At 66.8% G+C, this 13,131-nt stretch carries 13 protein-coding genes and 1 pseudogene; 10 read left to right on the forward strand and 4 right to left on the reverse strand.

Annotated elements, in window-relative coordinates:
• The 3 genes from N5E02_RS17260 to N5E02_RS17270 all read right to left on the reverse strand — a co-directional run.
• Positions 1-1,673 (reverse strand): DUF3488 and transglutaminase-like domain-containing protein (locus tag N5E02_RS17260; RefSeq protein WP_279946543.1); only part of this gene is annotated, 1,673 nt, incomplete at its 3' end.
• Positions 1,666-2,589: a DUF58 domain-containing protein gene (locus N5E02_RS17265; RefSeq protein ID WP_053499582.1), complete on the reverse strand. Its 924-nt coding sequence runs from the start codon at positions 2,587-2,589 to the stop codon at positions 1,666-1,668. The genes N5E02_RS17260 and N5E02_RS17265, both read right to left, overlap by 8 nt.
• 23 nt (positions 2,590-2,612) lie before the next feature.
• Complete coding sequence (locus tag N5E02_RS17270) at positions 2,613-3,566, reverse strand: AAA family ATPase (protein WP_049417066.1); 954 nt, start codon at positions 3,564-3,566, stop codon at positions 2,613-2,615.
• Positions 3,567-3,608: 42 nt separating this feature from the next.
• Here N5E02_RS17270 and N5E02_RS17275 point away from each other — a divergent pair, with 42 nt between their 5' ends.
• Entirely contained in the window at positions 3,609-5,444 is a 1,836-nt protein-coding gene (locus N5E02_RS17275) for a glycosyltransferase family 39 protein (protein WP_032953980.1), read from the forward strand.
• 102 nt (positions 5,445-5,546) lie between these two features.
• Here the strand turns inward: N5E02_RS17275 and N5E02_RS17280 are convergent, their stop codons facing one another.
• Positions 5,547-6,116, reverse strand: a complete 570-nt coding sequence (locus N5E02_RS17280; RefSeq protein ID WP_065177976.1) for a Maf family nucleotide pyrophosphatase — start codon at positions 6,114-6,116, stop codon at positions 5,547-5,549.
• Between the two features lie 113 nt (positions 6,117-6,229).
• Here N5E02_RS17280 and N5E02_RS17285 point away from each other — a divergent pair, with 113 nt between their 5' ends.
• The 9 genes and pseudogenes from N5E02_RS17285 to N5E02_RS17325 form a co-directional block, all read left to right on the forward strand.
• Positions 6,230-6,739, forward strand: coding sequence for a YceD family protein (locus N5E02_RS17285; protein ID WP_005415504.1), 510 nt, complete (start codon positions 6,230-6,232; stop codon positions 6,737-6,739).
• Positions 6,740-6,846: 107 nt separating this feature from the next.
• Positions 6,847-7,041: a 50S ribosomal protein L32 gene (gene rpmF, locus N5E02_RS17290; RefSeq protein ID WP_005408308.1), complete on the forward strand. Its 195-nt coding sequence runs from the start codon at positions 6,847-6,849 to the stop codon at positions 7,039-7,041.
• Between the two features lie 91 nt (positions 7,042-7,132).
• Complete coding sequence (locus tag N5E02_RS17295; protein ID WP_014036188.1) at positions 7,133-8,110, forward strand: beta-ketoacyl-ACP synthase III; 978 nt, start codon at positions 7,133-7,135, stop codon at positions 8,108-8,110.
• Between the two features lie 76 nt (positions 8,111-8,186).
• A complete protein-coding gene (locus N5E02_RS17300) occupies positions 8,187-8,969 on the forward strand; it encodes a serine/threonine protein phosphatase (protein WP_095377031.1) in 783 nt (260 codons plus the stop codon).
• Between the two features lie 160 nt (positions 8,970-9,129).
• Positions 9,130-10,074 carry an ACP S-malonyltransferase gene (gene fabD / locus N5E02_RS17305; RefSeq protein WP_005415507.1) on the forward strand — a complete coding sequence of 315 codons (945 nt, stop codon included), beginning with the start codon at positions 9,130-9,132 and terminating at the stop codon, positions 10,072-10,074.
• 82 nt (positions 10,075-10,156) lie between these two features.
• Positions 10,157-10,900, forward strand: coding sequence for a 3-oxoacyl-ACP reductase FabG (gene fabG / locus N5E02_RS17310; protein ID WP_005408312.1), 744 nt, complete (start codon positions 10,157-10,159; stop codon positions 10,898-10,900).
• A 152-nt stretch (positions 10,901-11,052) separates the two neighbouring features.
• Positions 11,053-11,292, forward strand: coding sequence for an acyl carrier protein (gene acpP, locus N5E02_RS17315; RefSeq protein ID WP_061480516.1), 240 nt, complete (start codon positions 11,053-11,055; stop codon positions 11,290-11,292).
• A gap of 140 nt (positions 11,293-11,432) precedes the next feature.
• A complete protein-coding gene (gene fabF, locus N5E02_RS17320) occupies positions 11,433-12,695 on the forward strand; it encodes a beta-ketoacyl-ACP synthase II (RefSeq protein ID WP_065177975.1) in 1,263 nt (420 codons plus the stop codon).
• Between the two features lie 101 nt (positions 12,696-12,796).
• Positions 12,797-13,131, forward strand: a pseudogene (locus tag N5E02_RS17325) (aminodeoxychorismate synthase, component I); the annotation flags it as partial.

A 13,131-nucleotide genomic window follows, 5' to 3' on the forward strand; every position in this document is an offset into this window, starting at 1 on the left:
ATCCACGCCAGTGCCAGCAGGGCGGCGACCACGAATCCGGTCACCAGCTGCGCCGGCCCGAGGTCATCCAGCCCGAACGGCTTGAGCAGTTGCTGCTGGCGGCGTGCATCGAAGGACAGCACCAGGTCGTTCCAGCCGCGCCGCAGCCAGTCACCCATCTGCCCCAGCTGCAGCCAGCGCTGTTGCAGCGGGGTATCGGTGCCGGCCCGCAGGCGGTCGTCCAGGGTGTCCAGGATGCGTTCCGGTGCCACGGCCGCGGTCGGGTCGACCCGCACCCAGCCGCGTTGCGGCAGCCAGACTTCGGCCCAGGCGTGGGCATCCATGCGACGCACCACCCAGTAGTCGCCGATGCGGTTGCGGGTACCGCCTGCGAAGCCGGTCACCACCCGGGCCGGAATGCCGGCGTTGCGCATCAGCACTACGAAGGCCGAGCTGAAGTGCTGGCAGAAGCCGGCCTTGTAGTTGAACAGGAAATCGTCGACCGGATCGCGCCCCGCCACCGGTGTATCCAGCGTGTAGGAGAAGTCGCGGGTGATCCATTGCAGCGCACGGCGGACGATGGCCTCGTCATCGCTGCCTGCCTCCTGCCGCCATTGCCGCGCGAGCTGGGCGGTGCGCGGATTGAAGCCGGGCGGAAGCTGCAGCGCCGCGCGGCGCAGGTAGGGCGACAGATCGGTGTCGAACCGTTGCGGCGGCGCCGAATGCAACCGCCAGCGGCTGAGCGCGGACAGCGTGCGGTCGCTGCGCAGGCTCATGTCGGCATCGAAGCTGCTGCCCTCCGGTGCGCGGCTGGGCAGGTCCAGTGCCACCAGCAGGCGACGGTCGGTGGGCTCGTAGTCGATCTGGTAGTCCCAACCCTGTGCGGCGGTTTCGACCACCGGTGCGGGGCGTCCGGCCGTCGCGCGATCGCGGCTCCAGCGGTGGCCGTCGAACGACGTCAGCACCGGGCCGCGCCAATAGCGCTGCGCAGGCTCGGGCACCGCGCCGAAAAACTGCACGCGCAACGCCGGGGTGTCGTCGGCCATCAGGTCCAGCCACTGGTCCGGCGCCATGCTGTCAGCCAGGCCCGGTGTGCCCACCGCTCGCTCGGGTACGCCCCACAGCGGCGTGGACAAGCGCGGGAACAGCCAGAAGCAGGCCAGCGCGAGTGGCAGGCCGATCCCCAGCAGGCGGCCGACACCACGCAGTTGTCCGCGCAGCGGCAGTCGAGGGCTGTGGCCCTCGTCCAGGGCCAGCCGTTGCAGGGCCAGCAGTGCGGCAACTGCGGCCAGCGCTGCCAGCCCGGTGGTCAACGGCCCCTGGTCGAGCAGGAAGGCGGCGAACGGCGAGAACAACGCGAAGCCCAGCAGGCTGCGCGCATCGCGCAGGTTGCGCAGTTCGCTGGACTTGATCGCCAGCATCGCCGCCAGCAATGCGCAGCCGGTATCGCGGCCCGGCCGCACCATGCCCATCTGCCAGACGATGGTGGCAAGCATGGCCAGCACCAGCACCAGGCGAACCGGCATCGGCAGCACCCGCCGCCACGAAAGCGCAGCGGTCAGCACCGCAGTGATCGCGATCACGCTGGCCAGCACCGGTGGCAGCTGCAGCAGCAGTGGCAGCAGCGCCAGCGCTGCGCTGGCCAGGGTCCAGCTGCGGGCGTTGCGGTCGAGCAGGACGGCAGGCTCAGTCATGGGGCATCAATGCCAGTGCGCGCAGGCACAGGTGGTGGTGGCTGGCGCCCTGGCCGGGCCCCAACGGCGGATGGGCCGGAAGCAGCAGCGTATAGCGACGGCCTTCGCGCTCGGCCATGTCGACCCAGCGTGCCAGCCGCGCGATGCGCGCTTCATGGCCCAGCGCCGCCAGCGTGCGCCAGTCCAGCACCACTTCGATGCCGATCGGCTTCTCGTATTCGCGTACCAGCAGGCTGTCGCGGCGCGCCGAGTGTTTCCAGGCAATGCTGCGCGGGGCATCGCCGGCACGATAGGGGCGCAACTGGTGCAGCTCATCGCCACTGGCATGGGCGCGGGTGTGCAGTGGGTCGTTGCCACGTTCCGGAAGCGGCGGTGCCAGTGCCTCGGCAAGTGGATAGACCAGCAGCGGCTGCTCCGGCCACACCCACGACCATGCCCGCACCAGTCCCAGCGGCTGCGTGCTCGACAGGCGGATGCGGGGCAGTTCCAGCCAGCCGCGCCGCTCGCTGGGAACATCCAGCTCCACTTCGCCGCGACCGTGTGCAGGCAGTGCAACCCAGGCCTCGCTTGCGCCCAGCTGCAGGTGCAGCCCGTGGCGCGCGCGCGGGTCACGCAACGAAAGGTCCACGCGCAGGCGCAGGGGATGCCCGGCCGGTACCGGTTCGGCGGAGATTGCATCGATCTGTATGCCGGACAGCTGCAGGTGCGCGGCGATTGCGCTGGCGATCGCTGCCGCGGCCAGCAGCAGCGCAAGCAGCAGGGCCGGGTTGTTGTTGTAGTTCAATGCGCCCAGCAGCATCGCCGACAGCAGGGTGGCGACGAACAGGCCGAAGCGGGTTGGTAGTACATAGATGCGATGGCGGTCCAGTCGCTGCGGCAGGGCTTCGGGCCTGCGGGGGCGTGCCAGCAGCTGCATGCGTGCCCAGCGTGTGGCCACCTTCAGTCCACCGCGACGGTCTGCAGGATCGCCCGCGCCAGCGCCGGCCCCGAGCTGGATTCGGCTTCGGCCACCAGGCGATGGCCGGCCACCGCCACGAACAGGGTCTGCACGTCTTCGGGCACCACATGCCCGCGGCCGAGCAGCAGCGCATGTGCCCTGGCGGCACGCAGCAGGGCCAGTCCCGCGCGCGGTGACAGGCCTACGCGCACGCCGGCATGGTGTCGGCTGCGGGTCAGCAGCGCCTGCACATAGTCGATCAGCGCGTCGCTGGCATGCACCTGGCCAACCGCTTCACGCAATGCACGCACCTGGGTGTCGTCCAGCTTTGGCACCGCGCGTGCGATCAGGTCGCGGCGATCACTGCCGCGCAGCAGCTCGCGCTCGGCCTGCGCGCTGGGGTAGCCCATCGCCAGGCGCAGCAGGAAACGATCCAGCTGCGAATCCGGCAACGGGAAGGTGCCGGACAGGTCGACCGGGTTCTGCGTGGCGATGACGAAGAACGGATCGGGCAGTGGATGTGTCTGTCCATCCAGTGTGACCTGTTGCTCGGCCATCGCTTCCAGCAGCGCACTCTGTGTCCGCGGCGGTGCACGATTGATCTCATCGGCCAGCAGCACGTGGGTGAACACCGGGCCGGGATGGAACTGGAACTGGCGGCTGCCGGCCTCGTACACCGAAACGCCAAGTACATCGGCCGGCAGCAGGTCAGAGGTGAACTGCACGCGCTGGAAGCTGAGGCCGAGGCTGCTGGCCAATGCATGCGCCAACGTGGTCTTGCCCAGCCCGGGCAGATCCTCGATGAGCAGGTGGCCGCCAGAAAGCAGGGCGACAAAGGCCAGCCTGACTTCCGGCACCTTGCCCAGCACCAGTGCGTTCACCTGATCCTGTGCCTCCCGCAGGGCCTGGCGCAGTTGATCGGTTAGCATGCTGGGATTGGGGGACGAGGCTGGCATGATCGTCTCAGGTCTGGAATCCACTCGATTATCCATAGAGCAATGCAAGGCGAACAGCGCGCGCGGACAATATTTCTCTGGTTATGGACGCTGATCACAGCGGCCAAGCTGGTGGTGGCTGCGCGCCTGCCGCTGTTCGTCGATGAGGCGTTCTATTGGCAGGAAGGCCAGCACCTGGCCGCTGCTTATTCCGACCTGCCGGGGCTGACCGCCTGGCTTGCACGCCTGGGCGTGGAGATCGGTGGCCATCACGTACTCGCACTGCGCCTGCCGTTCCTGGCCATCGGTGCGCTGCTGCCGTTGCTGGTGGTGCGCATCGCTACGCGCTGGTTCGGCAACGTGGCCGGTTGGCAGGCGGGCAGCCTGACGCTGCTGATGCCGTTGTCGGCCACGCTGGGCCTGCTGGCCGTGCCGGACGTACCGATGGCGCTGGCGGCGGTGATCTGCCTGCACGCAGGTGCACGCCTGCTGCACAGCGTGGACGCGTCCTCGGCGATGAAGCTGGCGCTGGGCCTGCTGATCGGTGCGCTCAGCCACTACCGTTTCATTGGTGTCATCGGTGTCGGCTTCATTGCGTTGCTGGCGTTGCCGCAGGGCCGTCGCATGCTGGCCGACCCGCGCGTATGGGTGGCGCTGGCGGTGGGCGTGCTGGCCTGGCTGCCGTTGCTGGCGTGGAATGCCGACAACCACGACGCCGGCCTGAAGTTCCAGGTGGTCGAGCGCCACCCGTGGACGTTCGAGTGGGAGGGGCTGTGGTTCCTGGTGATCCAGCCGATGCTGGTGACGCCGATCCTGTGCATCGCGATGTGGAAGGTCGCCCTCGCGGGTACCCGCAGTGGCGGTGGGGCGCGGGTGCAGTGGCGCTATTTCGGCCTGGTGGGCGGGGTGTCGACGCTGGGCATCTTCCTGCTGGGCTTCTTCACCGATGTCGAGCGGATCAGTTTCCACTGGCCGCTGCCAGGCTACCTGGCGCTGCTGGTGGCCGTGCCGGTGGTCCTCAACGGTTGGCCGCGCTGGCTGCGCCGTACCGGCTGGTGGCTGGCCGCTGCAGGTACCGTGCTGGCGTTCGGCTACTACCTGATGGCGTCCACGCCGGCACTTCGCGAGCAGATGGCCGGCAGCAAGTACTACCCGCGCAACTTTGCCGGCTGGCAGCCACTGGCCGTGGCGGTGCGTGACGAACTGCGGCAGATGCCACCGGGTACGCGTGTCCTGGCGGGCAACTTCAAGGTCGGTGCCGAACTGGGCTTCCAGCTGGGCAATGGCGATATCGAGGTGTTGCCACATCCGCTCAACGACAAGCATGGGCGCACCGCACAGCTGGCGCAGTGGGACCTGCTGCACGAAGGCCCGCGCAGTGTGCCGATGCTGCTGGTGCTGTCACCCAGTGACCAGCGCTACCGCGACCTGCTGGCGCGCTATCACACCATCTGCGAGCAGGTGGGGCCGTTGCCGGCGCCACGCGTGGTCAGCAGCGATCATGGCTTCCAGCGGTTCCTGCTGTTCCGGCTGCCGGCCAAGCGTGCACAGGGGGCCTGCGTAACGCCCTCAATGGCTTGGCTGGATGCGCCGTCCAACGGTGAAAAGGTCTCCGGAACGCTCGCCATCAAGGGCTGGGCATTCAAGGATGGGGTCGGGCTGGCGCGGGTTGAAGTGCTGGTTGATGGCCGCTCGATCGGAGACGCGCGTTACGGGCGCGTGTTCGACATTCGCCCCGCCTGGCCGGACAGTACCGATCCGCAGCATCCGGCGGTGGGCTTCGACGCGTCGCTGGACACCACCACGCTGGCGCCGGGCCGGCACTGGCTCGGCCTGCGCCTGCACGGGCGCGATGGCAGCGTGGAGGCGTGGCAGGAGCAACCGTTCGAGGTTCGTTGAGGTCCTCTGGTCCTGTAGAGCCGAGCCGATGCCCGGCTGCTTCCGATTCAGATGGCAGGCATCCTCGAAAAAAGCAGCCGGGCATGGGCTCGGCTCTACCGTTCACGGCACCGCGAATCCGGCCCTGCGCAGCAGGCCGCACAGCGCGATCAGTGGCAGGCCGACCAGCGCGGTCGGGTCGCGGTTGTCGATCGCCTCGAACAGGCTGATGCCCAGGCCCTCGCACTTGAAGCTGCCGGCGCAGTCCAGTGGCTGCTCGGTGGCGACGTAGCGGGCGATCTCCTGCGAGTCCAGCGCGCGGAAGTGCACTTCGGTCAGATCCAGGGCGGCGAGGGATTCTCCATCCCGTCTGAGACTGATTGCCGTGTGAAAGCGTACCGTCTGCCCGGACATCGCCACCAGCTGCGCACAGGCCGCCTCGACCGTGCCAGGCTTGCCCAGCGGCTGGCCGTTCAGGTCGGCCACCTGGTCCGAGCCGATCACCCAGGCACCCGGATGGCGCGCGGCGACATTGGCCGCCTTGGCGGCGGCCAGGCGCGTGGCCAAGGCCAGCGGCCCCTCGCCGTTCAACGGCGTTTCATCCACCTCCGGGCGTGCGCAGTCGAAGGGCAGGCCCAGCCGTTGCAGCAGTTCGCGACGGTAGCGGGAGGTGGAGGCCAGGACCAGTGACATGCGAGAATACCGGGGCAGGGTGCGGCAGTCTGGCCCGCCGGCAACGCCAGCAGCAAGTCCTGTATGGCGGGCATTTGACAGCAGGCGGTGCGATCCTTAGTATTCAGCGGCTTATGTCCGCGAACGTGCCCGAAACGCTGGATGCCTGGCGGATGGTTGTAGCGCGAAGGCGCTTCGACGGTCAGGTCTCCCTGGCTGAATTGACCCGCCTGCAGGGGTTGGTCGCAGATACCGACGGCGAGTGTGTCTACTCGCTTGAATTCGGTCGCGACGACGTCTTGCGGGTATCCTATGTGGAACTGACCATCGACACCGCGTTGCCGCTGACCTGTCAGCGCAGCATGCAGCGATTCCTGTTGCCGGTGAAGGTGACCCAGAGGCTTGGCCTGATCCGCGACGAGGACGAGGAATCGTCCCTGCCGGAGGAATACGAGGCGTTGCTGGTGCCGGAAGACGGCCAGCTGCGTCCGCTGGACCTGGTCGAGGACGAGTTGGTGCTGGCGGTGCCTGTGGTGCCGCTGTCGCCCGACGGTGAGGCAGTCGATCAGGACTGGGCACCGAGCGAAGAAGAAACAAAGAAGGCCAACCCGTTTGCGGCGTTGGCGGCATTGAAGAAACAATAGCAGCCGGTTGTCGTCGGCGGCTGCGGCGAAAGCGAAAAGTGTGCTGGGCGCTGGCGTCCTGTGCGACGAAACGACGAAGCAAAACGAACCGAGTTTGGAGCAATCCCATGGCTGTCCAGAAATCCCGTGTTACCCCGTCCCGCCGCGGCCAGCGCCGTTCGCATGACGCCCTGAGCGCCAAGCAGCTGTCGACCGACCCGACCACCGGCGAAGTGCATCTGCGTCACCACATCACTGCCGATGGTTTCTACCGCGGCAAGAAGGTCATCCAGACCAAGACCTCGGCCGTCGAAGAAGATTGATGTGCCGGGAAGGCCGCTGCCTCCGGGCAGCGGCCTTTGCCTTCTTTCCCGGGCGTGCCGGTGATCGGCGGCCCGCGCAACAGGAAACATGATGAGCAAGCGGATCTATTCGAGGATCGCGGGCACCGGTAGCTATTTGCCGGAGAAAGTCCTGACCAACGCCGACCTGGAAAAAATGGTCGAAACCTCGGATGAGTGGATCCAGTCGCGCACCGGAATTCGTGAACGGCACATCGCGGCCGAAGGCGAAACCACCAGCGACCTTGGCTACAACGCCGCCCTGCGCGCGCTTGAAGCCGCAGGCATCGATGCCTCGCAGCTCGACATGATCGTGGTCGGTACGACCACCCCTGACCTTATTTTCCCGTCCACCGCGTGCCTGATCCAGGCCAAGCTCGGTGTGGCCGGGTGCCCCGCCTTCGACGTCAACGCAGCCTGTTCCGGCTTCGTGTTCGCGCTGGGCGTGGCCGACAAGTTCATCCGCTCCGGCGACTGCAAGCACGTGCTGGTGATCGGCACCGAAACGTTGACCCGCATGGTCGACTGGAACGATCGCACCACCTGCGTGCTGTTCGGTGATGGCGCCGGCGCCGTCGTGCTCAAGGCCGACGAAGAAACCGGCATCCTCAGCACCCACCTGCATGCCGATGGCAGCAAGAAGGAACTGCTGTGGAACCCGGTTGGCGTCTCGAGCGGTTTCAAGGACGGCGCCAACGGTGGTGGCACCATCAACATGAAGGGCAACGACGTGTTCAAGTACGCCGTCAAGGCGCTGGACTCGGTCGTGGACGAGACCCTGGCCGCCAACGGCCTGGACAAGTCCGACCTGGATTGGCTGATTCCGCACCAGGCCAACCTGCGCATCATCGAAGCCACCGCCAAGCGCCTGGACATGTCGATGGACCAGGTCGTGGTGACCGTCGACAAGCACGGCAACACCTCGTCCGGTTCAGTGCCGCTGGCGCTCGATGCCGCCGTGCGGTCGGGCAGGGTCGAGCGCGGCCAGCTGCTGCTGCTGGAAGCCTTCGGCGGTGGCTTCACGTGGGGTTCGGCCCTGCTGCGCTATTGATAGTGCAAGTTACGACAATGTGAAGTCTTGTCGTTACGGCCCTCCGGGGCCGTAACGCGTTTAAGGAGGACCTGTCATGGTTGAGCCCATCGTCATCGAAGGGCAACGTGCCTGGCTGAAGCAGTACGGCAAGGGAAGCCGAGCACTGGCCCTGGGCCTGCTCAATTTTGTTGCGCGCCGTTTCCATCTCGATGCCCTGCGCCCGCCGCCGCACCGTGGTGGTGACGCCGCGCGCGAAACCGAGGCCCGCCGCCTTGCAGAGCTGCAGGCGCAAGGCGTGAACGTGCCGGACGTGCTGGGCACCGGCCATGCCGCGCTGGTGATTGGCGACAACGGCAGCTCGTTCAATACCTGCCTGCGTGAAGCGGATGAGGCCGGTCGTGATCGGCTGGTGATGGCGGCGATGCAGGCCATTGCCCAAGCGCATGCGCGCGGCGCCTATTTCGGCCAGCCGTTGCCGCGCAATCTCACCTGGGATGGGCAGCAGGTCGGCTTCATCGATTTCGAGGAAGATCCGCTGGAAGTGATGGACCTGTCCGAAGCGCAGGCCCGCGACTGGCTGATGTTCGGTTATGGCGTGGCCAAGTACTACGCTGATCGCCCCGAACATCTGCAGGCGATGATGGCCGAGGCGATGGGCGAGGTCCAGGCGCCGGTGCGCGAGCACGTGCATGCGGTCAGTGGCCGCCTGCGCAGCCTGGCCAGGGTCTGCATGAAGCTGGGCCGCTCAGCACGCGCGCTGGCCCATTCGATCTTCATCACCCACGGTGCCAGCACTGCTGGCGTGCTGTTGCTGGTGGGCCTGTGCGTGGATTTCCTCGCCGACGGCGATCTGGACGTGCTGCAGCTGTTCTGCTGATGGCTGATCGGGGTCAGATCCCTTTTCCTGCGGAAAAGGGATCTGACCCCATTGCGCTTGCCCGGCCGCCCTCCATACGCCTGCATACGCGCACGTACAGACGACACAGCGGATTCCCCCTTATCATGGCCCGCTTCGATTGCAGCAAGCGGATGACCGCGTGACCGTATCCACCCTCGCTTTTGTCTTCCCCGGCCAGGGCTCGCAGTCTGTGGGCATGGTGGCCGAGCTGGCCGAACTGCATCCGCAGGTGCGTGAAGCCTTCACCGAGGCATCCGATGGTGCCGGCGTCGACCTGTGGGCGCTGTCCCAGGGCGGCCCGGAGGAAATGCTCAACCGTACCGAATACACCCAGCCGGCCCTGCTGGCCGCGAGTATCGGCGTGTGGCGTGCCTGGAACGCCGTGGGCGGTCCGCGCCCGTCGGTGCTGTCCGGCCACAGCCTGGGCGAGTACACCGCCCTGGTTGCCGCCGGCGCGCTGAGCCTGCATGACGGTGCGCACCTGGTGCGCCTGCGTGGCCAGCTGATGCAGGAAGCGGCGCCGGCCGGTGTCGGCGCCATGGCCGCCGTGCTCGGTGCCGAAGACCAGCTGGTGCTGGATGTCTGCGCCGAAGCCGCAGGCAGCCAGGTAGTGGTGCCGGCCAACTTCAATTCGCCGGGCCAGATCGTGATCGGTGGCGACGCCGATGCGGTCGACCGTGCGCTGGCATTGCTGGCCGAGAAGGGCGTGCGCAAGGCGGTCAAGCTGGCCGTCAGCGTGCCCTCGCACACCCCGTTGATGCGCGAAGCCGCCAACCGCCTGGCCGAAGTGATGGCCGGCCTGTCCTGGCAGGCGCCGCAGCTGCCGGTGGTGCAGAACGTCGATGCCCAGGTGCACGACGGCGTGGACGCCATCCGCACTGCGCTGGTCCAGCAGCTGTACCAGCCGGTGCAGTGGACCGGTTGCGTGCAGGCGTTGGCCGCCCGCGGCATCACCCAGATCGCCGAGTGCGGCCCAGGCAAGGTGCTGACCGGCCTGGTCAAGCGCATCGACAAGGCCATCGACGGCCGTCCTCTGGCCACGCCGGGCGACTTTGAAGCCGCCCGCGAGGCATGGTCGGCCTGACCTTCCCTGTTTCCTGCCGACCGTACCGGTGGCCGCTGCAAGCGGCACGGTGCGGCGGCCGCTCCCGTCTGAGGAAAACAACATGAGCAAGCCCCTGCAGGGTGAAATCGCACTGGTCACCGGTGCCAGCCGTGGCATTGGTGCCGCCATCGCCGATCTGCTGGCCGCCCAGGGCGCCACCGTCATCGGCACCGCCACCACCGAATCCGGCGCCGCCGCGATCGGTGAGCGCCTGGCCGCCCACGGCGGTCACGGCCGCGCGCTGAACGTCACCGACGCCGCTGCGCTGGACAGCGTGCTCGATGGCATCGCCAAGGAATTCGGCCCGATCTCGATCCTGGTCAACAATGCCGGCATCACCCGCGACAACCTGCTGATGCGCATGAAGGACGAGGACTGGGCGTCGATCATCGACACCAACCTGACCAGCGTGTTCCGCACCAGCAAGGCGGTGATGCGCGGCATGATGAAGGCGCGCAAGGGCCGCATCATCAACATCGCATCGGTGGTGGGCGTGACCGGCAATGCCGGGCAGGCCAACTACGCGGCCGCCAAGGCCGGCATCATCGGCTTCAGCAAGTCGCTGGCCAAGGAAATCGGCTCGCGCGGCGTCACCGTCAATGTTGTCGCACCCGGCTTCATCGACACCGACATGACCAAGGCGTTGCCGGAAGAAGCGCGTACCGCGCTGATCAACGACATCGCCCTCGAACGCCTGGGTTCGCCGGAGGACATCGCCCATGCGGTGGCGTTCCTGGCCAGCCCGGCTGCCGGTTACATCACCGGCGAAACCCTCCATGTGAACGGCGGCATGTACATGCCGTAAGCAAGGGGCGCAGGGATTGCGCCGCAAGTGGTTGATCTGCGGAGGTTTTTGCTGCAATGCAAGGCCGCGCCGGTTTCCACTACACTATCCCACGGCCATCGCCCTTGATGGCGACCACTTTTGAACCACAACTCCATCTGGAGCGAGATCCCATGAGCACCATCGAAGAACGCGTCAAGAAAATCGTCGTCGAACAGCTTGGCGTCAAGGAAGATGAAGTCACCAACAGCGCATCGTTCGTCGATGACCTGGGCGCTGACTCGCTGGACACCGTCGAGCTGGTGATGGCCCTGGAAGAAGAATTCGAGTGCGAGATCCCGGACGAAGAAGCCGAGAAGATCAGCACCGTGCAGGCCGCCATCGACTACATCACGGCCCACGTCAAGGCCTGATGTCAGACGGCAGTGCGCGCGGGTCTCCGCTCGCCGCGCACCGCACCCCATGGGGCCGCAGTTGCGGCCCCGTGTGTTTGAGCATCACACCGAAGCAAACCGTGTTACCCGATTGAACCTTCGGGTCAGGAGAATCAGCAATGAAGCGTCGCGTCGTCGTAACCGGCCTGGGTATCGTCTCGCCGTTGGGCAATGATCTGGCCAGCAGCTGGGAAGGCATCACCCAGGGTCGTTCGGGCATCGGTCCGCTGACCAACGTTTCTGATGCCTACCTGGATCGGTTCACCACCAAGATTGCAGGTGAGGTCAAGGGCTTTGACATCACCGCCGACAACGAACTGTTCGGCAAGTACCGGGTCAGCGGCAAGGATGCCAAGAAGATGGACCCGTTCATCCATTACGGCCTCGGTGCCTCGTTCATGGCCCTGCACGACTCGGGCCTGGAGATCACCGACGCCAATGCCGAGCGCATCGGCGCCATTGTCGGCGCCGGCATCGGCGGCCTGCTCGGCATCGAAGAGCAGACCATCGAGTTCCACGAGGGCAAGAAGATCTCGCCCTTCTACGTGCCCAAGACCATCATCAACATGCTGCCGGGCCAGCTGAGCATCATCACCGGCCTGAAGGGCCCGTCGTTCTCGGCGGTGTCGGCGTGCGCGACCTCGAACCACTCGATCGGCACCGCGATGCGCATGATCCAGTACGGCGACGCCGACGTGATGGTGGTCGGTGGTGCCGAGCGTGGCTCGTCGCCGACCGCCCTGGGTGGCTTCTGCGCGATGAAGGCCATGAGCACCCGCAACGACGCTCCGGAACAGGCCTCGCGCCCGTGGGACAAGGACCGTGACGGCTTCGTGCTGGGCGACGGCGCCGGCATCCTGATCCTGGAAGAGTACGAGCACGCCAAGGCACGCGGCGCGAAGATCTACTGCGAACTGGCCGGTTTCGGTGCCAGCTCCGACGCGTACCACATGACCGCCCCGAGCGAGAACGGCGAAGGCGCCGCCCGCTGCATGGTCATGGCCATGAAGGACGCTGGTGTGACCCCGGAACAGGTCGGCTACCTCAACGCGCACGGCACCTCCACGCCGCTGGGCGACCTGGGCGAGACCATGGCGATGAAGACCGCCTTCGGCGACCACGCCTACAAGATGATGGTCAGCTCCACCAAGTCGATGACCGGCCACCTGCTGGGCGCGGCCGGCGGCGTGGAAGCGATCTTCTCGGTGATGGCGCTGCAGGACAACGTCATTCCGCCGACCATCAACCTGCAGCAGCCGGGCGAAGGCTGCGACCTGGACTACGTGCCCAACGAAGCACGCCAGGCCAAGGTTGACGTGGTGATGTCCAATGGCTTCGGCTTCGGCGGCACCAACGGCACGCTGATCTTCAAGCGCGTCTGACCGGGTTGTAGCGTCGGGCCATGCTCGACTGAACGTGCATTACGCACGAGGAGGCCGCCGCAAGGCGGCTTCCGTGCATCTGAATCCCTGAACTGGCCATCATGACCCACGCACCGCTGATCCAACCGCTGCCGCACCCGATCGATCTGCTGGCCCTGCAGCATCATGACCCGGCACGCTTCCCGCTGCTGATGGAATCCACCGCCTCGGGCACCGCCCAGGGCCGCTGGAGCCTGCTGCTGGCCGCGCAGGGCGACTGCCTGCGGCTGGATGCCGATGGCCAGGTGCGCGACCAGCACGACGCGGTACACGCCGGCAGCTTCCTGCAGGTGCTGGACCGTGCCTGGCAGCACGAACGCCTGCCGCACGACGGCAGCCACAGCCTGCCGTTCCGTGGCGGCTGGGCGTTGATGCTCGATTACGAAGTGGCCAGCCA

This window comes from Stenotrophomonas sp. GD03777, from assembly GCF_029842485.1.
In the GTDB taxonomy this organism is placed as follows: Bacteria; Pseudomonadota; Gammaproteobacteria; order Xanthomonadales; family Xanthomonadaceae; genus Stenotrophomonas; species Stenotrophomonas sepilia.

What these genes read in the sequence shown, in the direction of transcription:
- N5E02_RS17295 (WP_014036188.1), top strand. Translation starts at nt 7,133, where the DNA reads ATGAGCAAGCGGATCTATTCGAGGATCGCGGGCACCGGTAGCTATTTG.
- fabG (WP_005408312.1), top strand. Translation starts at nt 10,157, where the DNA reads ATGAGCAAGCCCCTGCAGGGTGAAATCGCACTGGTCACCGGTGCCAGC.
- N5E02_RS17280 (WP_065177976.1), bottom strand. Translation starts at nt 6,116, where the DNA reads ATGTCACTGGTCCTGGCCTCCACCTCCCGCTACCGTCGCGAACTGCTG.
- N5E02_RS17270 (WP_049417066.1), bottom strand. Translation starts at nt 3,566, where the DNA reads ATGCCAGCCTCGTCCCCCAATCCCAGCATGCTAACCGATCAACTGCGC.
- acpP (WP_061480516.1), top strand. Translation starts at nt 11,053, where the DNA reads ATGAGCACCATCGAAGAACGCGTCAAGAAAATCGTCGTCGAACAGCTT.
- fabF (WP_065177975.1), top strand. Translation starts at nt 11,433, where the DNA reads ATGAAGCGTCGCGTCGTCGTAACCGGCCTGGGTATCGTCTCGCCGTTG.
- N5E02_RS17275 (WP_032953980.1), top strand. Translation starts at nt 3,609, where the DNA reads ATGCAAGGCGAACAGCGCGCGCGGACAATATTTCTCTGGTTATGGACG.
- N5E02_RS17285 (WP_005415504.1), top strand. Translation starts at nt 6,230, where the DNA reads ATGTCCGCGAACGTGCCCGAAACGCTGGATGCCTGGCGGATGGTTGTA.
- N5E02_RS17265 (WP_053499582.1), bottom strand. Translation starts at nt 2,589, where the DNA reads ATGCAGCTGCTGGCACGCCCCCGCAGGCCCGAAGCCCTGCCGCAGCGA.
- rpmF (WP_005408308.1), top strand. Translation starts at nt 6,847, where the DNA reads ATGGCTGTCCAGAAATCCCGTGTTACCCCGTCCCGCCGCGGCCAGCGC.
- N5E02_RS17300 (WP_095377031.1), top strand. Translation starts at nt 8,187, where the DNA reads ATGGTTGAGCCCATCGTCATCGAAGGGCAACGTGCCTGGCTGAAGCAG.